Annotated in this window: 14 protein-coding genes; 3 read left to right on the top strand and 11 right to left on the bottom strand. The window is 74.3% G+C overall.

Annotation, left to right across the window (positions count from 1 at the left end; translation table 11 throughout):
- Nucleotides 1–16: 16 nt before the first annotated feature.
- A complete protein-coding gene (eccD, locus tag ACWH4W_RS12830) occupies nt 17–1,414 on the bottom strand; it encodes a type VII secretion integral membrane protein EccD (protein ID WP_473075870.1) in 1,398 nt (465 codons plus the stop codon).
- Between the two features lie 342 nt (nt 1,415–1,756).
- On the opposite strand from eccD, the gene eccCa reads away from it, so the two are divergent.
- Nucleotides 1,757–5,701 carry a type VII secretion protein EccCa gene (gene eccCa / locus ACWH4W_RS12825; RefSeq protein WP_473077486.1) on the top strand — a complete coding sequence of 1,315 codons (3,945 nt, stop codon included), beginning with the start codon at nt 1,757–1,759 and terminating at the stop codon, nt 5,699–5,701.
- 143 nt (nt 5,702–5,844) lie between these two features.
- Here eccCa and ACWH4W_RS12820 read toward each other — a convergent pair whose 3' ends face one another.
- The gene (locus tag ACWH4W_RS12820; protein WP_473075869.1) at nt 5,845–7,074 is read right to left on the bottom strand and encodes a S8 family serine peptidase; all 1,230 of its coding nucleotides are present in this window, start codon (nt 7,072–7,074) and stop codon (nt 5,845–5,847) included.
- Nucleotides 7,075–7,148: 74 nt separating this feature from the next.
- Here ACWH4W_RS12820 and ACWH4W_RS12815 point away from each other — a divergent pair, with 74 nt between their 5' ends.
- Complete coding sequence (locus ACWH4W_RS12815; RefSeq protein ID WP_473075868.1) at nt 7,149–10,478, top strand: right-handed parallel beta-helix repeat-containing protein; 3,330 nt, start codon at nt 7,149–7,151, stop codon at nt 10,476–10,478.
- Between the two features lie 66 nt (nt 10,479–10,544).
- Here the strand turns inward: ACWH4W_RS12815 and ACWH4W_RS12810 are convergent, their stop codons facing one another.
- From ACWH4W_RS12810 to ACWH4W_RS12795, 4 genes are read right to left on the bottom strand one after another with little or no spacing between them, the layout of a single operon-like run.
- Nucleotides 10,545–11,804 carry a hypothetical protein gene (locus ACWH4W_RS12810; RefSeq protein ID WP_473075867.1) on the bottom strand — a complete coding sequence of 420 codons (1,260 nt, stop codon included), beginning with the start codon at nt 11,802–11,804 and terminating at the stop codon, nt 10,545–10,547.
- Nucleotides 11,805–11,861: 57 nt separating this feature from the next.
- Nucleotides 11,862–15,353 (bottom strand): DNA polymerase III subunit gamma/tau domain-containing protein, encoded by a 3,492-nt coding sequence (locus tag ACWH4W_RS12805; protein WP_473075866.1) that lies wholly within the window; start codon nt 15,351–15,353, stop codon nt 11,862–11,864.
- A complete protein-coding gene (locus tag ACWH4W_RS12800; RefSeq protein WP_471589989.1) occupies nt 15,350–16,012 on the bottom strand; it encodes a type VII secretion system-associated protein in 663 nt (220 codons plus the stop codon). The genes ACWH4W_RS12805 and ACWH4W_RS12800 overlap by 4 nt, the downstream gene beginning before the upstream one ends.
- An 8-nt stretch (nt 16,013–16,020) precedes the next feature.
- Nucleotides 16,021–17,058 (bottom strand): sugar-binding transcriptional regulator, encoded by a 1,038-nt coding sequence (locus ACWH4W_RS12795; protein ID WP_473075865.1) that lies wholly within the window; start codon nt 17,056–17,058, stop codon nt 16,021–16,023.
- 219 nt (nt 17,059–17,277) lie between these two features.
- Between ACWH4W_RS12795 and ACWH4W_RS12790 the strand changes: the two genes are divergently transcribed.
- A complete protein-coding gene (locus ACWH4W_RS12790; RefSeq protein WP_473075864.1) occupies nt 17,278–17,835 on the top strand; it encodes a glycoside hydrolase family 25 protein in 558 nt (185 codons plus the stop codon).
- Nucleotides 17,836–17,859: 24 nt separating this feature from the next.
- Here ACWH4W_RS12790 and ACWH4W_RS12785 read toward each other — a convergent pair whose 3' ends face one another.
- The 5 genes from ACWH4W_RS12785 to ACWH4W_RS12765 all read right to left on the bottom strand — a co-directional run bounded on the left by ACWH4W_RS12785 (nt 17,860) and on the right by ACWH4W_RS12765 (nt 22,569).
- Nucleotides 17,860–18,072 carry an EF-hand domain-containing protein gene (locus ACWH4W_RS12785; protein ID WP_473075863.1) on the bottom strand — a complete coding sequence of 71 codons (213 nt, stop codon included), beginning with the start codon at nt 18,070–18,072 and terminating at the stop codon, nt 17,860–17,862.
- Nucleotides 18,073–18,143: 71 nt separating this feature from the next.
- Nucleotides 18,144–18,647: an ATP-binding protein gene (locus tag ACWH4W_RS12780; protein WP_473075862.1), complete on the bottom strand. Its 504-nt coding sequence runs from the start codon at nt 18,645–18,647 to the stop codon at nt 18,144–18,146.
- A 279-nt stretch (nt 18,648–18,926) separates the two neighbouring features.
- The gene (locus ACWH4W_RS12775) at nt 18,927–19,694 is read right to left on the bottom strand and encodes an enoyl-CoA hydratase/isomerase family protein (RefSeq protein WP_473075861.1); all 768 of its coding nucleotides are present in this window, start codon (nt 19,692–19,694) and stop codon (nt 18,927–18,929) included.
- Nucleotides 19,695–19,892: 198 nt separating this feature from the next.
- On the bottom strand, nt 19,893–21,107 hold the full coding sequence (locus tag ACWH4W_RS12770; RefSeq protein ID WP_473077485.1) for a L,D-transpeptidase: 1,215 nt from the start codon (nt 21,105–21,107) through the stop codon (nt 19,893–19,895).
- 235 nt (nt 21,108–21,342) lie between these two features.
- Nucleotides 21,343–22,569 (bottom strand): L,D-transpeptidase, encoded by a 1,227-nt coding sequence (locus ACWH4W_RS12765; protein ID WP_473075860.1) that lies wholly within the window; start codon nt 22,567–22,569, stop codon nt 21,343–21,345.
- Nucleotides 22,570–22,733: the final 164 nt, after the last annotated feature.

Raw genomic sequence — 22,733 nt, 5'->3', positions numbered from 1 at the left:
TCGCCGTTCTCCCGGGTCAGCCGTTGATGCCGCGGAGCCAGCCGTAGACGCCCATCGACCAGAGCGTCAGCGGCAGGAGGCTGATGGCGGCGAGCGAGTGCAGCAGTTCGGCCGCGCGCCCCCAGTACGGGACGAGCCGCCGTCCGGGCACGGTCCACGAGGCGATGGTGATCGCGGCGGCCAGTCCCATCAGACCGGCCGTCAGGGTCAGCCGGTCCACCGGGGTGAGGGAGCGCGCGGAGAGGAACAGCAGCAGGGCCGTTCCCCAGGCCCCGGCACAGGTCAGCGCCAGCCGCTGCCAGACGTTGCCCAGCCCCCGGCTGTGCAGCAGCAGGAGGAGGGAGAGGGCCACGACGGTGAGGACCTCGGCGAGGCCCGGCGCGGCCATGAGCGCCGCCTGGCAGGGCAGGCAGACCAGGCCGATGGCGCCGTAGAGGGCGGTCATCCAGCCGTCCGCCAGCGCGGAGCGCGCGTCGACGTCCGAGGAGGAGTACGGGTCGATGCCCTGCTGCAGCTGCTGGACGTTGGTCGGCAGGGGCGGCATCCGCATGCCGGCCAGCCGGAACGACAGGGACGGGACGAACCCGCCGAAGAGCACCACCACGACGGCCACCACGCCGGCCGCCTGCTCCGGCGCCAGGTCCAGGGTGATCAGGGCGGCGCCGAGCGCGCCCGCCGCCGCGACGCAGGCCGCGCCGATGAACAGCGCCGGGTACACCCCGACCGCCGCCAGGGCGAGCACCGCGCCCGCGCCGCCGGCCGCGGACGCCGCCAGCAGCCGCGCGCCGAGGACGGCCTCGCCGTCGGCGCCGCCCAGGTCACCGCCGGGCAGCAGCCAGCCCGCCAGGGCGAAGTAGGGGGCCGCCATGAGGCCGAGCACCGAGCCGGCTCCGGCGTCCCCGACGGCACGGGAGGCGGAGCCCGCTCCGGCGATCAGCAGCAGTCCGGCGGCCGAGGCGGCGACGGCCCGCATCCAGCCCGCCGTGCCCGGCATGGCCAGCAGCACGACGCCCAGCGTGAGAGTGGCCGCGGCCAGTCCGAGCAGCAGCCGCCGGCCGGCCTGAGGGCTCCAGCCGTGCGGCCTGCGGCCCATGCCGTCGGCGATGCCGTCGACCAGGTCGTCGATGTGCACCTCGGGCAGCGCCTCGGTGCGCGGCCGCAGATGAAGCTCCTCTCCGTCCCGCAGACCGAGGGAGTCCAAGGTACTCTCGGGATCGAGCGGGGGACCGCCGAGGCGCTGGAGCACCCACCCTCCGTGCTCCAGGCCGGACTCCTCCAGGTCGTCCCCTCCGTAGCCGATCACCGTGGGCAGCAGATCGGCGACGGGGACGTCGGAGGGCACGGCCAGGTCGACGGTCCTGGCCGGAGCACGTACGGTGACGCGGCACAGGCTCGCCGTCTGAATCTCAGTCATGGGCTCGGGGTTCACACTTTCTGGCGGACCACGCGATACGCGGTGGCTGGAAGGTGGCAGCGGCACACCGGCCGGTCGCCGAACGCGACGGAAAAGTCGGACGGGGCATGCGCCGACGAGTTTGACCGTACTCCGGGCTTTTCGCAACACCACTCCGGGAGTTCGCCTTCACGGCACCTCCCGGTCATTTTCCCGACGCCGTCGCGCGGGACTCTGACTCATTACGGAAAAACCCGCGACGTTTCCGCGAGGTTCCCCCGGAATTCCTTCCGAAATCATTGAGGAGGACGTTCGTTGAGCGTGATCCTGTTCCGCCGGCCGGCCCGCCGTAAAGGGCCGGAAATGCCGTCGGGGGAACTGAGTCTTCAGGAGCCGCCCACGCTTCCGGAGGTCGTGCCGGACAGTTCCGCGGTGTGGACGTACCTGCCGATGGCGCTGATGTCGGTCTCCATGATGCTGATGTTCATGCGGCCGGGGATGAGCCAGAGCAGCGGCGGGTTCATCTACATCGCGCTCGGTGTGATGGTGATCGCGTCGGCGGGCATGATGCTCGGTCAGGTCATGCGCCGCAACGGCGAACGCAAGCAGCGGATGAAGGGCGAGCGCCGCGACTACCTGCGGTACCTGCGGCAGACCCGGCGCATGGTGCGGGCGTCCATCGTCGAGCAGCAGCGCGCCCTCGCCTGGCGCCACCCGGAACCCGACGCGCTGTCGTCGCTGGTGCGCAGCACCCGGCTGTGGGAGCGGCGGTCGTCGGACGAGGACTTCGCCGAGGTGCGGATGGGCGTGGGCGACCAGCGGCTGGCGATGAAGCTGACGCCGCTGTCGACCAAGCCCGTCGAGGACCTGGAGCCGCTGTCGGCGCACGCGCTGCGCAGCTTCACCCGGGCCTACTCCACCGTCCGGGACCAGCCCATCGCGATCTACCTGCGGGCCTGGTCGAAGGTGCTGTTCCGCGGGGACGAGGAGCGGATACGCGCCCAGGTGCGGGCCCTGCTCGCGCAGTTGGCGGTGTTCCACTCCCCCGACGACCTGTGGATCGCGCTGTGCGTCTCGGACGAGCGGCGTGCGGAGTGGGAGTGGGCGAAGTGGCTGCCGCACAGCCTGCACCGGCACGAGGAGGACGGCGCCGGACCGGCCCGCCTGATCGCCTCGGCCTTCACCGAGCTGGAGAACCTGCTCGGCGCCGAGTTCCTGGAGCGGCCGGGCGCCGACCCCGACGCGGCCCCGGGACGTGAGGAGCCGTACACGGTCGTCGTGATCGACGGCTGCACGGTGCCGGCCGGGCACCGCTTCGACGGCCACGGCTTCCGCAACGCGGTGGTGCTCGACCTCACCGGGGCACTCGCCTGGAAGCCCGGCCGGACCACGCTGCGCCTGGAGGTGGACGAGGGCGGTGTCGCGCTGGTGCGCACCGACCGCGACCGCAAGGAGCAGTCGACGGTGCTCGGCCGGCCCGACCGGCTGGGCACGGTGGGCGCGCTCGCGCTCGCCCGGCTGCTGGCGCCGTACCGGATGAGCGTGGGCGGCGACGACTCCAAGCCGCTCGCCGACGACGTCGAACTGACCTCGCTGCTGAACATCCCCGATCTGCACCGGCACGACCCGGCCACGCTGTGGGAGAAGGCGACCGGCAGCGCCCGGCTGCGGGTGCCGATCGCGGTGAGCGGTGAGGGCAGGCCCGTGGAGCTGGACATCAAGGAGTCCGCGCAGGGCGGCACGGGACCGCACGGCATGCTGATCGGCGCCACCGGCTCCGGCAAGAGCGAGCTGCTGCGCACGCTGGTGCTGGGGCTGGCGCTGACCAACTCCTCCGAGACGCTGAACTTCGTCCTCGTCGACTTCAAGGGCGGCGCCACCTTCCTCGGCCTCGACGAGCTGCCGCACACCTCGGCGGTCATCACCAACCTCGCGGACGAGGTGGCGCTGGTCGCGCGGATGCAGGACGCCCTGCACGGGGAGCTGATCCGGCGGCAGGAGCTGCTGCGCGCCGCCGGGAACTACACCTCCGCGCTGGAGTACGAGAAGGCACGGCAGTCCGGGACCCCGCTGCAGCCGCTGCCCAGCCTGTTCGTGGTGGTCGACGAGTTCAGCGAACTGCTCGCCTCGCACCGCGACTTCATGGAGCTGTTCGTGATGATCGGCCGGCTCGGGCGCAGTCTCGGGGTGCACCTGCTGCTCGCCTCGCAGCGGCTGGACGAGGGCCGCATGCACCAGCTGGAGAGCCATCTGTCGTACCGGATCGGTCTGCGGACGTTCTCCGCGATGGAGAGCCGGGGCGTGCTGGGCGTGCCGGACGCCTACGAACTGCCCGCGCAGCCGGGCGCCGGTTTCCTCAAGAGCGGCGTCGACGCGCTGACCCGGTTCCGGGCCGCGTACGTCTCGGGGCCGTACCAGCGGCGCCGGGCCGTCGTGCAGGCGCAGGTGGCGCGCCAGGTGGTGCCGTGGACGGCGGAGTGGGTGGTGCCGCGCGCGCCCGCCGACCCGGACCTGACGGGCGGGACCGGTGAGCCGGAGCCCGAGCCGGAGGGCGAGGGGGACGGCGGCGGGGAGACCCTGCTGTCGGTGGCGCTCGACCGGCTGCGCGGGGCGGGACCGCCCGCGCACCAGGTGTGGCTGCCGCCGCTGGGCCGGCCGGCCACCCTGGACCAGATCCTGCCGCCGCTGGCACCCGATCCGCGCTACGGCCTGACCACGGTCGACTGGCCGCTGCGGGGGCGGCTCACCGTGCCGGTGGGCATCGTGGACCGGCCCTTCGACCAGCTGCGCGACCTGCTGACCGTGGACCTGTCGGCGGCCGGCGGCCACGTGGCCATCGCCGGGGGCCCGCAGAGCGGCAAGAGCACGCTGCTGCGGACCCTCATCACCGCGCTGGCGCTCACCCACACCCCGCGCGAGGTCCAGTTCTACTGCCTGGACTTCGGCGGCGGCACGCTGGCCTCGCTGGACGAGCTGCCCCATATGAGCGGGGTCGCGGCGCGGGTGGACACCGAGCGGGTGGGCCGTACGATCGCGGAGGTCACCACGCTGCTCGCCCGGCGGGAGCGGTTCTTCCTGGAGCACGGGATCGACTCCATGGCGACGTACCGCAAGCGGCGCGCGGCGGGCGAGTTCCCCGACGAGCCGCACGGGGACGTCTTCCTGGTCATCGACGGCTGGGCCACCGTGCGCCAGGACTTCGACCGGCACATCGCCACGTTCAACGCGCTGGCCGCCCGCGGGCTCAACTACGGCGTCCACCTGGTGGTCACCACCGCCCGCTGGGTGGAGCTGTCGTCCTCGGTGCGCGACCAGACCGGGACCCGGCTGGAGCTGCGGATGGGTGATCCGATGGACTCCCAGATCGACTCCCGGAAGGCGGCGACGATCCCGCGCAGCGCGGGGCGGGGGCTGACCTCGGACAAGCTGCACTACCTGTCGGCGCTGCCGCGCGTCGACGGGGTCGAGGACGCCGACGACCTCGCGGACGGGGTCGCGGGGCTGGTCGCCGCGATCGCCGAGAGCTGGACGGGGCCGACCGCGCCGCGGGTGCGGATGCTGCCGGCGAGGCTGCCGGTCGAGGAGCTGCCGGAGGCGGAGGGCGAGAACGGGCTGCGGATCGCGATCGGCCTGGACGAGAACGAACTGGCCCCGGTGTGGCACGACTTCGCCGAGAACCCGCATCTGATCGTGGTGGGCGACACGGAGAGCGGCAAGACGAACCTGCTGAAGCTGGTCGCACGCGGCATCACCGAGCGGTACACGCCGGCCGAGGCGCGGATCATGACGGTGGACTACCGGCGGGAACTGGTGGAGAGCGTTCCCGAGGCGTACCGGCTGGGGCACGCCGTGTCCCTGGACATGCTGAGGGACCTGGTGGACGGGGCGGCGCGGGCGGTCAAGCAGCGCGTTCCGGGCGAGGACATCGCTCCGTCGCGGATGCGGTTGTGCGACTGGTGGCAGGGGCCTCGGCTGTTCATCCTGGTCGACGACTACGACATGGTGGGCGGCGGACCGATGACGCAGCCGTTCGCCCCGCTGCTGGACCATCTGGCGCTGGGGCACGAGGTGGGGCTGCACCTGGTGGTGGCACGGTCGTCGGCGGGGGCCGGACGCGGGCTGAACGAGGCGTTGCTGCGGAGGCTGCAGGAGGTCAACACGCCCGGTCTGCTGATGTCGTGTCCGCCGAGCGAGGGGTATCTGTTCGGGAGTGTGAAGGGGCGGGAGCTGATTCCGGGGCGGGCGGTCCGGATCGCCCGGCGCAAGACCCTGCAGGTGCAGACGGGGCTCGTGGAGGACGCGTGGTGAGGCGTCCGCACGGGGTGAGCCGGGGTGTGCGGAGTGCGCCGCGCCGGGGTGGTCCGGGGGGCGGTCGCGCAGCCCGGCGCTTGCGGGGTGCCTCCCAGGCCGTTCAGGCACGGGGGGAGGCACGACTGCCCGCGGTCACGGGGCTAAGGGCCGGCCGGGGGGCGCCAGTTGCGGGCGCGGCCCCGGGGGATCACCGCGGCGAGGGCCGCGAGCAGGAGGACCGTGGTCAGGCCCACGGCCGCGATCGTCAGGGAGCGGGTGCGGGGAGCGGGGTCGGCGGGAGGCGGCATCCGTGCGGGGGCGGGGTCCTGCGCGGAGGGCTCCGTGCGGTCCTGGACCAGGGACAGGGCCGCGTAGGGGTCCAGGCGGGGGGTGTCCGAGGGGTAGGCGGTGTCGAGGAGACGGCGGGTGACCTCGGCCGCCGTGAGGTCGGGGTGGTAGGCGCGGACGAGTGCGGCGGTGCCCGCGACGCCCGCGGCGGCCAGCGAGGCGCCGGAGCCGATGTAGTGGCCGGCGCCCCCGGGGCCGACGCTGACCATCTCGTCGCCGGGCGCGGACAGGTCGGGCTCGTGGGCGGGCGGCGCGTTCTCCTGCCGTGCGCCGCCGGGGCCGAAGTCCACGACGGCGAGCGCGCCGGGCGCCGCGGCCGGCCAGTACGGGCCCTCGGGCATCTCGCCGTCGGGTCCCTGCTCCTCGCGGGGCACGGCGTCCGGGGCGGCGGGGGCGACGACCAGCGCGTCGCGCCGGGTGGCGTGGGCGACCGCCGCGGTGAGTTCGGCCTTGCCGGTGCGCAGGGCCTGGCCGACGTAGATGACCTGCGCGCCGCGGTCCGCCGCCGTCCGGATGCCGGCGGCCACGCGTTCCACGGAGGGCACCCCGCGGTCGTCGGTGCCCCGCAGGGCGAGGATCTCCGCCTGCGGGGCGACCCCGGTGATGCCGCTGCCCCTCTCCGGCGCGGCGGCGATCAGGCCGGCGGCGAACGTGCCGTGGCCCACGCAGTCGTCGGCCGCCGCGTCGACGGCCTCCACCCTGCCGGACAGGCTGGGGACGCCGGTGGAGACACCGGTGTCGACCACCGCGACGGTCACGCCGCCGCCGCGCGAGATCCGCTGGGCCCGGGACAGTCCGAGCGCCGTCTGCGACCACGCCGCTCCGGTGGCCGTCCGCTCCGAGATCCCGGTGCACGGACTGTCCTCGCCGAGCCGGACGGGCAGCGGGGGCAGCAGCGTGGCCACCGGGCCGTCGGCGCCGGGGCTCTCCGACGGTGCGGCCGGGGCGGCGGGGAGGGCGAGGGCCGGCCCGCCGACGGCCGGCAGGACCACGGCGATCGCCAGCACACAGCCCGCACTCCGGCTTTTCATGACATTCCGCATGAGCCGCATGATAGGCACACAAGATGTACGGCACACAACGCCAACTACCGCAGCAGCACAAGGAGGTTCGAGGCGTGGCACGGCAAATACTCACGGTCGGCCCGGAACGGTCGGACGGATTCCGGACGATCGGTGAGGCACTGGCCCAGGCCCGTACCGGGGCGGTGATCCGGGTCCGTCCCGGCCGCTACGCCGAGAACCTCGTCATCCGCCACCGGGTGACGATCGTCGGCGAGGGCGAGCCGGGCGGCGTCGAGCTCTGCCCGCGGGACGGCACCGCCGTCACCCTCATGGCCGACGCCGTGATGCTCAGCGCCCTCACCCTCCGGGGCCGCGACAAGGAGGCCGCGGTCGTGGACGTACCGGCCGGCCAGGCCGCCCTCGACGGATGCACCGTGACCGGCGCCGGATGGACGGCGCTGCTGGTCCGCGGCAAGGGTTCGCTGGCCGCCCGCGGCTGCCGGATCGGCAACCCCGGCGGCGCCGGGCTCGTCGACTCCTCGGAGTCCGAGAGCGTCGTCGAGGACTGCGTGTTCGAGAACTTCGGCACCTCCGCGGTGGTCATCGGCGAGAGCGCCGGGCCCCTGGTCCGCGACTGCCGCATCCGCGGCGCGCGGGCCAACGGCGTCCTGGCGAGCGGCGAGGCGCGGGGCACCGTGGAGGGCTGCGACATCTCCGGCACCGACAAGCCGGCCATCGCCCTGGAGGGACACAGCTCGACCCGGGTGCTGCGGTGCGTCGTGCACCACACCTCGGTGGGGCTGCTGGTGACCAGCATGTCCCGCCCGGAGGTCGAGGAGACCTCCTTCGAGTCCATCGCGCAGAGCGGCATCGTCATCTCCGGCGGGGCCGACCCGATGCTGCGCGGGTGCGTCACCCGGCGCACCAGGACCAGCGGGCTGCTCGTCCTGGACCGCTCGCGCGGAACCCTGGAGGGCTGCTCGTTCCACGGCTCCACCGAGGGCGCCGTACGGGTCGTCGAGGGCAGCGCCCCGCTGCTGCGGGACACCGTGGTGAGCGACTGCGCCGACACCGCCGGGGCGGTGCAGCTCTGGGACGACTCCACGGCCGAGTTCGAACGCCTGGAGGTCCTGGACGCGGCGGGGGTCGGCGTCTCCGTGCGCTCCGCCGCCGACCCCCTGCTGCGCCACGCCCGGATCACCGGCGCGGGCGGCCACGGCGTCGAGTTCACCGACGACGGCCGCGGCCGGCTCGAGCACTGCGCGATCGAGTCCGCAGGCGGCTGCGCGCTGCACATCGACGACGACTCCGACCCCGAGATCAGCGACACCGTGCTGAGCTCCGCCGCCCGCTCGGGCCTGCTCGTCGGCGAACGCGGCCGGGGCACCCTGCGGGACTGCGAGATCGGCGACAGCGCCGACGCCGGGGTCGGGGTGCGGGACGGCGCCGAGATCACCCTGGAGCGGGTCCGGGTGCACGGTTCGAGGGCCCACGGCGTCCAGGTGTCGCGCGGCGGCCGGGCCGTCCTCGACGCCTGCGAGATCACCGGGAGCACGGGCGACGGCGTACGGATCGACAGCGCCGAACCGGTCGACGTCACCCGGTGCGTCGTGCGCGACAACCGGGGCGCGGGGCTGCGCCAGAGCCGCGCGAGCGAACGGCTCACGGTCGAGCTGCTGACCAGCGCGGACAACGGCCTGCCGGACAGCTGGGGCGAGTCCGCCGGGACGGCCGGCGAGGACGGCGCCCCGGGCGGGACCGGCAAGGAGCAGGAGCCCCAGGGCCCGCTGGCCGAACTGGAGGCGCTCACCGGCCTGGAGAACGTCAAGCACCAGGTGCGCACGCTGGTCAACCTGAACCAGCTCGCGGAGCGCCGGCGCCGGCTCGGCATGCCGGTCCCGTCCATGAGCCGGCACCTGATCTTCGCGGGGCCGCCCGGCACCGGCAAGACCACCGTCGCCCGCCTCTACGGCAGCATCCTCGCGGACCTGGGCGTGCTCAGGAGCGGGCACCTGGTCGAGGTCGCCCGCGCCGATCTCGTCGCGCAGGTCATCGGCGGTACGGCCATCAAGACCACCGAGGCGTTCAACAGCGCGCTGGGCGGGGTGCTGTTCATCGACGAGGCCTACACGCTCACCGTCGAGGGAACGTCCAACGACTTCGGCCGGGAGGCCGTCGACACCCTGCTGAAGCTGATGGAGGACCACCGCGACGACGTGGTCGTGGTGGCGGCCGGCTACTCCGAGCAGATGGAGTCGTTCCTCACCGCCAACCCGGGCCTCGCCTCCCGGTTCACCCGCACCATCGAGTTCGGCAACTACGCGGTGGAGGAACTGGTGACCATCACCGAGAGCCTCTGCCGCCGGCACCAGTTCGAGCTCGGGCCGCTGACCCGGGAGGCCCTCGCCGTGCGCTTCGAGCAGATGACGCGCGACGCGACCTTCGGCAACGGCCGTGCGGCCCGCGGCGTGTTCGAGAACATGGTGGACCGGCAGGCGTTCCGGCTCGCGGCCATGACCGACCCGGCGGAGAACGACCTGACGCTGCTGCTGCCGCAGGACGTCGGCGACGCGGAGGCGGCGGCCGTCGGCGGCACGGCCCAGGACGCCGACGGCGCGTCCGACCCGATGGCCGAACTCACCGCCATGGTGGGGCTCGCCGCCGTGAAGCGGGAGGTCGCCGACCTGGTCAGTCTGCTGACCAACGCCCGGCAGCGGATCGCCGCGGGGCTGCCCGCCCCCCGGATCAGCAACCACCTCGTCTTCAGCGGACCGCCCGGCACCGGCAAGACCACCGTCGCCCGGCTGTACGCCAGGCTCCTGCACTCGCTGGGGGTGCTGCCCCGCGACTCCCTGGTGGAGGTGGCGCGGGCGGACCTGGTGGGCCAGTACGTCGGCCACACCGCCCAGCGCACCAAGGACGTCTTCACCAGCGCGCTGGGCGGGGTGCTGTTCATCGACGAGGCCTACACCCTGACCCCCGAGGGCTCCTCCAACGACTTCGGCCGGGAGGCCGTCGACACCCTGCTGAAGCTGATGGAGGACCACCGCGACGAGATCGTGGTCGTCGTCGCCGGATACACCGAGGAGATGGAGCGCTTCCTCGCCTCCAACCCCGGCCTGACGTCCCGGTTCTCCAAGTTCGTGACGTTCGAGGACTACAGCACGGACGAACTGGTCACCATCGTGTCCCGGCACGCCGCCGCCTCCGGGTACGAGTGCGCCGACGCCACCGTCGAGGCGCTGCGCGCCCATGTGGACGCCATCCCGCGCGACCGGTCCTTCGGCAACGCGCGGCTCGCCCGGCAGCTGCTGGAGTCGATGATGACGAGCCAGGCCCGCCGGCTGGGCGGGCTGAGTTCGCCCAGCCTCGCCGACCTCACGACCCTGCTGCCCCAGGACCTGCCCGTCCGGCAGGTCCTGGGGCAGCAGCCCTCGCGGTGAGGACGGACGCCCGCCGGCCGGTGCCGGCGGGCGTCCGCTGCGCTGTCGCGCCCCTCAGAGGCTGAGTCAGAGGTTGAACTTGACGCTCTCCAGCCACACGTCCGGGTCCAGCGACCCGCCGAACCTCCAGCCCTGGGACGACTCGCACAGATAGGCGCCCCAGTCGTGCCCGCCGAGCTTGTGGTGGTGGCAGACGTTGCCGTCGTCGACGCCGATGGCGTACCCGCTGAGGTTGGGCGCGTTCGGGGAGTCGCTGCCCAGCGTCAGATCCGTCGCGTCGGCCGCGCTCGACCAGGCGGTCGTCCAGCCGTCCTTCTGGACGAACTCGTTGGCGGACACCTTCTTGGCGCCGACCACCGCGATGTTGATGGCCGTGATCGGCAGCCCCTTGCCCGACATGGCCCCGTCGCACCTCGGGTTCGTCCAGCCGGCCCCCTTCCGGTGGACCCGGTAGCAGATGTGCCGGCCGGAGTCCTGGGCGGCCAGCCGCTGGACGGCGTAGGCGGCGGTGTTCGGCGGGAGTTCGGGAGCCTCGCGCTTCTCGGCCCGGGGCTCCGCCTTCTTCTCCGCCTTCTTCTCCGCCTTCTCCTCCGTCGCCTTGGGCGACTCGCTGACCGGGGCCGCCGAACTCACCACCGGGGCCGCCTTCTCGACGACGGGCTTCGGCTCGGCGGACGGCTTCTTCGTCGAGGGTTCCGGGGTGGGCTCCGCCGGGGCGTAGTCGCCCTTCGGCACCTCCAGGGACTCCTCCTCGAGCAGCGTGTCGGACCCGACGGCCACCGCCACGTCGTCCTTCTTCTTCCGCTGCGAGTCGTCCGTGGCCCAGATCAGCAGCGGCACGGCGAGGAGGACGACGCCCGCGATGCCGGCGGCGGCGAGCAGGGGCTTCTTCGGGTTCCCGGACGGCGGACCGTCCGCACCGGCGCCGGCGGCGGTTCCGACGGCCCCGCCGGCCTCGTCGGCTGCGGCGACCGGGACGGCCCGGACGGCGGTGGCCGGCTCGGCGGCGCTCCCGCCCTCCGCTTCCGACCGCTGCGGTGCGGCGGACGCGTCGGGTGCGGCGGACGCCGCGACCGGTTCCCCGGTCGTACCGCCCGTGGCGGCGGGCCGCTCGGGAGCGGCCTCGCTCCCGGCGGTGTGCGGGGCCGGCCGCGCCGCCTCCGCTCCCTCGGTGCCGCCCTCGTCCGGCTCCGGTGCGGCCGTACGCCGTGCGGCCGGCGCCAGCATCGGGCCGGGGTCGGCCGCCGCCGACCCGAGGGAGACGGCCCTGCGGACGGACGAACCGCCCGTGCCGTCGGGCCCCTCGGGGGGCGATTGATTGCGCATTGCCATCGTTCTCCTTGGCTGTGGGGTGATGGGTGGTGGTGTCTTCCCCGTCGCTCGCTATCCGTCCTGGCCCACGGGCCCGGAACAGCGTTCCGGCCACTGCGGGCCGTCACCGACGCGGAAGCCCTTGGCCAGCGACTCCTCGAGGTGCGTGAGGGCCTTGAGGTCCAGGCCGCTCAGTTCCTGCGACCCGTCCATGTAGGCGGTCGCGTTCCCGGGGAGCTCGCGCAGCAGTACGACGGGAGGGCCCGCGGGCGCGGTCCGCACCCCCAGCACCCGGAAGCCGGTCCCCGGCACGAAGACGATCTCCTCGTGCGTCTCCGCGGGGCCGCCCGGCCGGTCGAGCAGTTGCCGTACCTTGCGGCCGGTGACGGACCAGATCGCATAGCGCACGGGGGACCCGGCGGGGAGCGCCGAGGCCCCGGTCAGGGCGCTGACCGGGGCGGGGTCGTGCAGCAGTGCGCCGACCGCCGGTTCGGGGCCGTCGGCGTCCCCGCCGCGCAGGGCCACGCCCCGGTAGGAGGGCAGCCGGCGCAGGGCGGACGCCAGACAGCCGGCGTAGGGCAGCAGGCGTCCCTCGCCGGTGTGCAGGTCCCGGATCAGCTCGCGGTGGTGCAGCGGCCCTTCCCCGGCGGTGAGGTAGGCGTGCGCGGCGACGAGATCGGTGCGCGCCGCCTCCAGCTCGTGACCGCGCAGGGCGGGCATCCGGGTGAGCACCCGGGACACGGCGGCGGCGTGACCCTCCCAGGCGCCGGCCGCGGCGTCCCGGAACGCGGCGCGCTCGGCGGCCCCGCTGACGTGTCCGGGCACGAACGGAAGGGCGGCGCGTTCCGGGACGGGCGCCGCACCGCTCCGCCCGCGCGGTCCCGTCCCCGTCCCGGCACGCCCGGCCCGGCCACCGTCCGGCCCCGGGCCGCCTCCCCCGTCGGCGGTTTCGGGGCGTGGCCCGGCCGGGGAGACGGTCCGCGGCCCCGTGGCGCCCGGACCCGTCCCGGCGTCCGGCGCCGCACCGGGTCCGGAAGTCCCCCGCTCGCTCCCGACGCCGTCCCCGGCCTCCGGCGGCGCGGCGGGCGCGGACGCCCCGACGTCCGCGCCCTCTGGGCCGGCGGCCTCCGGTCCCTCTGGGCCGGCGGCCTCCGGCGGAGACCCCGGCAGCACTCCCCCGGGACCGGCGGCCCCGCCGTCCGGGGGCGAGTCCGGCGACGGCACGGTCCCGCCCTCCCCAGGGGAGCCCGGCGGCACAAGACCTCCGGCACGGCCCGCCGACCGACCGGGAGCACCCCCGTCCGAGCGGACGTCCGACAGCACTCCCCCGGAACCGGCGGCCCCGCCGTCCGGGGGCGAGTCCGGCGACGGCACGGTCCCGCCCTCCCCAGGGGAGCCCGGCGGCACAAGACCTCCGGCACGGCCCGCCGACCGACCGGGAGCACCCCCGTCCGGGCGGACGTCCGACAGCACTCCCCCGGAACCGACGGCCGAAAGACCGTCCGTCCCGGCGGTCCCACCGCCCTGAAGGGCATCCGGGGACTCCGCAGGCGCAGGCGTCGGCGCCCCGGGCCCGGCGGCCTGCGGATCGGCGGCGGTCACACCGCCGGGGCGGACCGCTCCGCCTCCGGGTCCGGCGGCCGGAAGGGCAGGGTCCGCGCCGGAGCCCTGGACCGTCCCACCGGGCGCCGGAGCTCCACCGGGACCGCCGGCCCGTGGGCCGGCGGCGGCCGTCCCCGGCCCACGGGTCGCCTCGCCGGCCGGCGAAGCCCCACCGGGACCGGCGGCCGACGGGCCGAGGGCGGTCCCGCCGGCCCCCCGGCCCGCCCCGGCGCCGGACTCGGCGGCCGTCCCCGGCCCACGGACCACTCCGGCGGGCGGTGGAGTCCGGCCGGACTCGACCGCCCCCGGGCCACCGACACCCGCACCGGGCGGCACGGCACGGCCCGCCTCGGCGGCGGGCGGGGCGGCGGCCGTACCGGGGCCGTGGGCCACGGTCGGCACAGCCCGGCCGGTCCCGACGGCGGGACCCGGCCCCTGGGCCGCCCCTCCGGGCGGCGGGACGCGGCCGGGCTCCGCGGTCGCGCCCGGCCGGCCGGCGGCCGGGCCGGGGCGCGAGGGCCGGCCGGCGGTGACGTAGCGGATGCCCGGTATGCCGTGTTCGGCGGCCAGGCGGCGCAGGGCGCCGTCGCCCGCCAGGAGCCTGCCGCGGACCAGCAGGGTGGTGCGCGAGCGGACGTCGGTTCCGAGGCCCCGCACGAGGCGGGACAGCGCGGGCAGCAGGGAGTCGTCCAGCGGCTGGCCGGGCATGCCCAGTTCGATGGCGCACACCTCGGGGTCGACGGGCGGTCCGAGCGGTCCCGGGCGGGGGCCGTCCGGCGTCCACAGGGCGAGGCCGGCCCGGGTCACCGTCGCCTGCCAGCGGTCCGTCAGCCGTACCGTCCCCCGCTCACCGCCGCCGAGGATCCAGTCGGGCGGGTGGACCTCCACCGGCCTGGGGACGGGAGCCCGCCCCTCGGAGTCGACCGGACCGCAGATCACGGACGACACGAACGGCCGCCAGCTCGGCCTGCCGTCCAGCCCGACCAGCGTCGGCCGGGGAGGCGTCCCGGGCGGCGCGTGGTCGTCGAGCAGCGGCAGGCCGGTGAGCACCTCCACCTCGGCGCCCAGCAGATCGGCGACCGACTGCCCGAGCCGCAGCAGGTCGCGCCGGCCGCCGGGCGCGATCCGGGTGCGGGCGCGCTCCGCCTCCGGCAGCCCGCTGAGGACGGCGGCGACCTCGTCGGCGGCGACGTCCTCCGCCTGCGGGGCGCCGACCAGCACCGTCAGCCGTTCGAAGTCGACGGGCACGGAGAAGCACAGGGCGTCGGAGGCCGGCCCGGGCGCCTCGGCCGGGCGGATCACCACGCCCGCCGGGACACGGTCCACGACACAGCCGCCGGCCGTGCGCACGGGCACCCCGTCCAGCGCCTCCTCCCAGACGGGCGCCGGGGCGCGCCGGCCCGCCTTCCGCGGCTCCGCGCCGGGCGCGAACCGCCACCACGCGCGTCCGGGACCGGAGTCGCCGTGGACGAAGAGCGCTCCCCCGGGCGTGATCAGGACGGCCCCGTCCGGGGCCGTCACCTCCAGTTCCCAGGCGTCCGCGATCCTGCGGGCGACGCTGGGCCGGTCCGGCCGGTCGTCACCGGCGCCGGACATCACGAGCCGGACCCGTTCGGTGCCCCGCGCGCGGAGGGAGTCGAGCAGCGCGCCCAGCCGTGCCCAGTGGTCGGCGTCGGGTCCCCCGCCCCCGGCGGAGCCCACGATCACCGTGACGACGTCCTCCTCCCGCCCGACGGCGCCCGCCACCTCGGCCACGACGTCCAGCGGGAACGAGTCGTCCTCGACCGAGCGCACCAGCAGCACACCGTCGACGTCCTCGACCGGCGGGCCGCCGACGCCCCGGTTCCCGGCGCCGTTCCCGGCGCCGTTCGCGCCGCCGGCCGGACTCGCCGGGCCGCGGCGGCCCGTACCGGAGCCGGACCTGCGTCCCCGGCCCGGCATCACGGACGACCAGCGGCTCACGCGTCCGTCCCCCGCACCGGGTGGACGGCCTCGGTCAGCACCCGCGCGGTACGGCCCGCGGGCGCGGCGGCAGCGGGGGGCCGCTCCCCCGCACCGTCCCGGACCGCGTCGCGCACGGCGCCGGGGTCCAGCAGCATGCTCACCGCGGCCGAGGGGTTCAGGTACAGCGCGTGCCCCTCGGGGACGCGCGTCACGAGGTCGTCCGCGCCGACGAGTTCGAACGCGAAGCGCCCCGCCGTGTTCAGGAACACCGGCGAGGTGAACACCGGGACGACCGGCGTCCCGTCCGGCGCCGCCGCGGTCAGCGGGCCGCCGCCCGGCGCCGTCAGCACGGCCACCTCGCGTCCCGCCAGCGCGGCCGGCACCGCCTCACCGGGCCCGTACCCGGTCGACGCGAGCTGGACGGCGCGGTCCACCTCGTCCTCCGGCTCGGGCCAGCCGAGCGCGCGCGGGGACGGCCGGTACTCGGGGTTGTCCTCCCACTCGACGATCTCCCCGTCGAGGCCGGACCGCCACCGGCCGGTCATCGCCCACTCCGGGGGCCTCCCCTCCCCGGACCACATCGGGTCGACCACCCCCAGCCAGTGGTCCGGGGCGAGGCGGCCCGCCTCGCGGATGTCGTCCGGAACGGGCGGAAGCGCCTCGTCCTGCTGGCTCATCGCTGTCCTCATTCGGTGGATCGGGACGACGGTGCGGTCCGTGCCGGGTCGTCCGGGTCGTCGTGCCGGAGGAGGCGGCGCGCGGTCGTGGCGTCCGTGACGACTCCGGTGAGCAGTCCGGACCTCAGCACGGCACGGACCGCCCCGGCGCCGCGTCCACCGGCCGTGACGCCGATCAGTTCCGTGACGCCGCGGAGTTCCGCGGGGCTGACGGCGATCGTGCGGGCGGTCAGCTCGGTGGGGATCACCCGGCCCGCGGCGTCCAGGACGTGGCCGGCCACCTCGGCGCACGCTCCCGCCTCCCGGAGCGCCTCCCGCTCCCGCTCGGACAGGGCGTCGTACACCGTGGAGTGCGGGGCGTCCCACGCCGTGACGCCGACCACGGCCTTGGTGACCAGGCCGAACCGGCCCAGCGTCTCGGCGGTGGCGGGCTGGCTGCGCAGGACGGCGGCCGTCACGGCGTCGGGCAGGAGGAACGGGGTGTGGAGCGGGAACGCCCTGCCGCCGCCCGCCGCGGCCGTACGGCGGACCGCGGCGATCGCGGCGTCATGGGCGAGGTCCCGCCCGTGCACCCCGGTCAGCTGGACCACGTCGCACGGCGGCAGCCGGGTGACCGCCTCGCTGAGCGCGTCCACCGCGTGACTGCCGTCCAGCCCGAGGACGTCGCCCTCCTCGACGATCTCCGAGACCAGCCGGGCCACCGCCGTACCGAGCCAGCGGCCGCTCTGCCGCTGGTCCGCCGGACCCGCCGTACCGTCCTCGTCGCGGCCCAGGTCGACGACGATCCCGTGCCGGAGGCCGAACCGTTCGGTCAGCTCCCGCCCGAGCGGGACGTCGATCTCGGCCGGGACGGTGATGTCGATCCGCACGATGTCGTGGGCCACGGCCGCGTCGAGGAGGCGGGCCACCTTGAACCGGCTGATGCCGAACTCCTTGGCGATCTCCACCTTCGACCGCTGCTCCAGGTAGAAGCGCCGGGCGACGGCGGCGGCGAGGAGGGTGTCGAGCGGTGCGGGTAACGCCACCGCCTCAGCCGGTTCGGCCATTTCGTCTCTCCACGCTCTCATCGGGCGTCGACTCACGCCACTTCTCCGGCTAGTTCATCCGTGCGAAGTGAGCGGAACATGGCGGAGAAGCGACATCGGAGTGACACCGGAGACGTCGGTGACCTCCGGGACCTGACTTTCCCCGCCCCGGACGGGTCACCCGTGCCAGGGTGGGGAAGAAGTCATTCCGACTCCCCCACCAGCACTTCAGGGAGCCCCATGCTGCGCGGCATCGACGTGAGTGCGTACCAGTCGTCCTCGTACGACACCGACGGCCTGTCCTTCGTCTTCATCAAGGCGACGGAGGGCCGTTCGTACACCAACCCCAGGCTCTCGGCCCAGACGGAGAGGGCCCGCGAAGCCGGCCTGGTCGTCGGCTTCTACCACTTCCTCTGGCCGGGCAACCTCACGGCCCAGGCGGAGTACTTCGTGGGCAGGGCCCCGGAGAAGCGGGGGGACGTCCTCGCGGTCGACTGGGAGACGACGGGCGAGGGAACGCATGCGAGCAACGCGGAGAAGGACCGCTTCATCCGGAAGGTGAAGGAGCTGCGACCCAACAACAGGGTCATTCTGTATTGCAATCGGAATTTCTGGCTGAACGTCGACACGACGTCCTACGCGGGCGACGGCCTCTGGATCGCCGACTACGTCACCGCCGGGAAGCCCCGCATCCAGGCGGAGTGGCGCTTCCACCAGTACACCGACGACCCGCTGGACAAGAACGTCGCGGACTTCTCCAGCAGGTCGGCGCTGAAGGAGTGGGCCGAGGGCGCCTGACCCCGGCCCACCCCCGGAGCACGCCTACCTGTCCAGGTGCGCCCAGAACTCGTCGAAGGACAGCAGCTTGTCGCCGTCGAGGTCCCGCGACGCGATGACGGCCTCGGCGACCGTCTCGGTGACGTTCCAGTCGCCGCCCTGGGCCAGCGCGGTCTTGAACTCGGCAGCGGTGATGAACCCGTCCCCGTTCGTGTCGATCCGCTCGAACTGCTTCCGTGCTTCCTCGATGTCCGCCACCGATCCGCCCCTCGTTCTTTTCGTACGTGTACTGACGCGGGCCAGATTATCCGGCCCGGGGGCGCCGCTGGTCAGCGGTCCGCCACGCGCATCTCGAACCAGGTGGTCTTGCCGTGGGAGAGGAGGTCGACGCCCCAGCGGTCGGCGAGTTTGTCGACGAGGAAGAGGCCGCGGCCGCTGACGTCCGTCTCCTGCACCGGCATCAGGCACGGCAGGGCGCGGGACGGGTCGCGGACCTCGACGCGGATCCAGCCCCGGCGGTGCCGCATGCTCAGGCCGAAGGCGCGGGCCCCGGTGTGGCGTACGGCGTTGCCGACCAGCTCCGAGACCAGCAGCACGGCGTCCTCGGTGAGCTTGGGGGTCAGGCCCCACCGGCGCAGGATGACGATCTGGACCAATCGGCGGGCGAGGGCGGCGGACTCGGGACGGGACGGGAGCGGAACTTCACCTTCCGCGGGGTCGCCGTACAACTCCAGTGCCTCTACCGCACGTTCGTCCTCGACCGTCGGCGACCAGCGCGACGCGGCGGCGCGCCCGTCTCCCCGCGGCTGTTCCGTGCCCTCCAGCCCCGCCATGCCCTCATCATGGCCGAACGCCGGGGAGGCAGGGGCCGTTCCGAGGCAATACGCCCCCCGCGCGCCCCCGGTCGACCCCCGTGCTCCGGTATACGCCAAAGGCATTTCCATGGCTTCGAAAGCGTGCTCGGCCTGCGACGACGCATGCTCGGGCAATCGACGGGCCCCTCGACGGAAACGGTTTAAGGGTGCGTCAAGACACCCATGATGCGCACCACCGGGGGGCCGGGCCGGGCATGACGTCAACTGCAATTCCGATGTGGGGGTTTCACCCGCCCATCACAGGAACTTCGCCTTGCCGGGGCCTTCCTCCACGAAGCTGCGCATGCCCCGCTCGCGGTCCTCCGTGGCGAACAGGCCCGCGAACCAGTTGCGCTCCACCGCGAGTCCGGTGTCGATGTCCGTCTCCAGTCCGGTGTCGACCGACTCCTTGGCCGCCCGCAGCGCGAGCGCCGGCCCCTGTGCCAGCTTCGCGGCCCAGGCGTGGGCCTGGGCGTAGACCTCGTCGGCGGGCACCACGCGGTCCACCAGGCCGAGGGACAGCGCCTCGTCGGCCCGCACCTGACGGCCGGTGAAGATCAGGTCCTTGGCCTTGGACGGGCCGATCAGCCGGGCCAGCCGCTGGGTGCCGCCCGCGCCCGGGATCAGGCCGAGCAGGATCTCGGGCTGGCCGAGCTTGGCGTTCTCCCCGGCGATGCGGTAGTCGGCGCACAGGGCGAGCTCGCAGCCCCCGCCGAGCGCGTAGCCGGTGACGGCGGCCACGACCGGCTTGGGGATGCGGGCGACGGCGGTGAAGGAGTCCTGGAGGGCACGGGCGCGCAGGACCATCGCCGTGTGGTCCATGGCCTGCATCTCCTTGATGTCCGCACCCGCCGCGAACACCTTCTCGCCGCCGTGGATCACCACGGCGCGCACGTCCTCGCGGCGCGTGGCCTCCTCGGCGAGCTCCTTCAGACGGTCCTGCGTGGCGACGTCCAGCGCGTTCATGGGAGGGCGGTCCAGACGCAGCGTGCCGACGCCCTCGGCGACTTCGAGATGTACGGTCATGCCAGCAGGTTAACGGTGACTAACGGCAGGGCAGCCGGTGCCGTGGCTCACACCCGTGCCGGGGGCCCGGGGGCCGCCCCCCGGGCAAGCACAGCACGGTGACCAACGGCGGGTGAGCCGGTGCCGTGGCTCACATCGCGGAGATACGACGACGGCCCCGGTGCGGGCACCGGGGCCGTGGATCGGGAAGAGGGCGTCCTACGCCTTCCACTTCTCCCAGGACATGTTCCAGCCGTTGAGGCCGTTGTCCGGGGCGATCACCGCGTCGTCGGAGTTCTTCACCTCGACCACGTCACCGATCAGCGAGTTGTCGAAGAACCAGGCTCCCGGGGCCTTCTTGTCCCAGCCGCCCTGCACGTCGCGCAGGCCGATGCAGCCGTGGCTGGCGTTGCGGTTGCCGAAGGCGTCGCCGCCCCAGTAGTTGCCGTGGATGAAGGTGCCGGAGGTGGACAGGCGCATGGCGTGCGGGACGTCCGCGATGTCGTACTCGCCGGCGTAGCCGACCGTCTCGCCGTTCATGCGGGTGACCGTGTGCTTCTCGCTGATCACCATCTTGCCGTTCCAGGTCTCGTAGCCCGGGGCGCCGGTGGTGACGGGGATCTTCTTGATCACCTTGCCGTCGCGGATCACCTTCATGGTGTGCTTCTTCGCGTCGACCACGGAGATCTGGCTGCGGCCGATGGTGAAGGAGACCGTCTTGGCCTGTTCGCCGTAGACGCCGTCACGGCCCTCGACGCCGTCGAGGTTGAGGTCGACGGTGACCTTGGTGCCGGCCTTCCAGTACTGCTCCGGCCGGAAGTCGAGGCGGTCGTTGCCGAACCAGTGGCCCTCGACCTCGACGGCCGGCTCGGTGGTGATGCGGATGGCCTTCTCGACGTCGTCGGGGTGGGTGATGCCCCGGGTGAAGTTGAGGGAGAAGGGCATGCCGACGCCGACGGTGGAGCCGTCCTCGGGGGTGAAGTGCCCGAGGAAGGTCTTCTTCGGCGTCAGGGTGGTGAAGCGGGAGTCCTGCGAGGTGGTGCGGCCCTCGGCGTCCTCGGCGACCGCGTGCACCGTGTAGGTGGTGGAGGCGGCCAGGTGGGTGGACGGCGTCCAGGAGGCGCCGTCCCCGGATATCGCGCCCTCGACGGCCTTGCCCTCGGCGTTCTTGACGACGACCTCGGTGAGCTTGCCGCGGGCGGCCGTCACCTTCAGCTCACCGCTGGTCCCGACCGACGTGGCGCCGTCACGCGGGGCGATGGCGACCACGGCCTCGGACCGCGTGCTGCGCGCCGCCGTGGAGTCCTTGGCCTTGCCCTTGCCGTCGTCCGGGCCGGAGCCCTGCTCCGCTCCCCCGCCGCCGCAGGCGGTGACCGCCAGCATCACCCCGAGCGCCAGCGCCGCGAGCTTCCTGCCGCCGCGCCGCGCGCCCATCGGCGCCCCCGATATCGGCCCCACGTTCACTTGTTTCTCCCCTCGGCGGGTCTGACCGGACCCGGCCCCCCCCGTGCGCCACTCGCGCACACCGCGCATGGTAACCACAGGCCAGGGGCGTGGAAGACGGCGGTTCTGTCACCGTTCCGTTCCAAGTTCACGGCGGTCACGGCGGTCACGGCGGTCACGGGGGTCACAGGGGTCACAACGGTCACGGCCCGCCGAGGGGGTGCGGTCAGCGGCGGTTCACCGCGCCGCCCGCCTTCCACTCCTTCCAGTCCATGTTCCAGCCGCCGAGGCCGTCGTCCGGCGCGACCGTGCGGGCCTTGCTGTTGACCACCTCGACGACGTCGCCGGTCAGGCTGCGGTCGAAGAACCAGCCCGCCGGGGTGTCCGCACCGCCGCCCTGCACGTCGCGCAGGCCGACGCCGCCGTGGCTGACGTTGCGGCTTCCGAACACCTCGGGCGCCGTCCAGTAGTCGCCGTGCAGGAAGGTGCCGGAGCCGGTCAGCCGGACGGCGTGCGGGACGTCGGGGACGTCGTACTCGCCGCCGGGACCGGCCGTGCGGCTGGCCATGCGGGTGACCTCGAGCATCTCGGTGATCACCATTTTTCCGTTGTGGGTGGGAGTCCCGGCCGCGCCCGCCGTGACCGGCACGGTGGCGAGCAGTTCCCCGTCCCGGCGGACGCGCAGGGTGTGGGCGGCGGCGTCGACCACGGACACCTGGCTGCGGCCGACGGTGAAGGTGAGGGTGCGGCGCTGCAGGCCGTGGACGCCGGGCGCGCCCTCGACGTCGCGCAGGTCCAGGTCGACGGTGACCTCGGTGCCGGGCTTCCAGTAGTGCTCGGGGCGGAAGTCGAGCCGGGTGCCGCCGAACCAGTGGGGCCGGATCTCGACGGCGGGCCGTGCGGTGACCCGGACCGCGCGTTCCACGGCCGCGCGGCGGGTGATCTTCCGGTTGAACTCCAGGGAGACGATCATCCCGGTGCCGACGGTGGAGCGGTCCTCGGGGGCGACGTGGCCGATGAAGCGTTCCTCCGGGACGTGGGTGGTGAAGGTGGTGCGCCGGGCGGAGCGGCGTCCCGCGCCGTCGACGGCGACCGCGTCGACGGTGTACTTCGCGGCGAGCGCCAGCCGTTCGTCGTCCGGCTTCCAGGTGCGCCCGTCGCCGGAGACGCTGCCCGGGACGGGCGACTCGCGGGCGTCCTGCGACACGACCGCCTTCACCGACTCCAGCCGGCCCTCCGCCACCCGCACCCGCAGGTGCTCGCCGGGGCGGACGCCGGTGCTGCCGTCGCGCGGGGACACCTGGACGACGTCCGCGCGCCCCGATGGCCCGAACGCCCCCGGAACGGAACCCTCCGGGCCGCACCCGGCCGTCGCGGCCAGCAGTCCCGCCCCTGTCACCACGACGGCCAGCGCGGCCCTCGCGCGCCGTGCGCGCCCTTGTACGTGCCTCACGCGGTACCCAACGACGGGCGTCGCCTCCGGGAAACGACCGTGCCGCCCCTCGGGGAAACGTGAGTGCGAGGCGCGCTCTGGGCAGAACAGGGGGAGGACGACGCACCGGGGAGCCACGGCCGGAGCCGCACGGGCCGTGGCTCCTCTGTCCGCCGTCGTCCCCC

This window comes from Streptomyces sp. DSM 120436 (assembly GCF_055778765.1).
The sequence above is the reverse complement of the archived record's forward strand: the minus strand, read 5'-3'. Positions and strand labels throughout refer to the sequence as shown.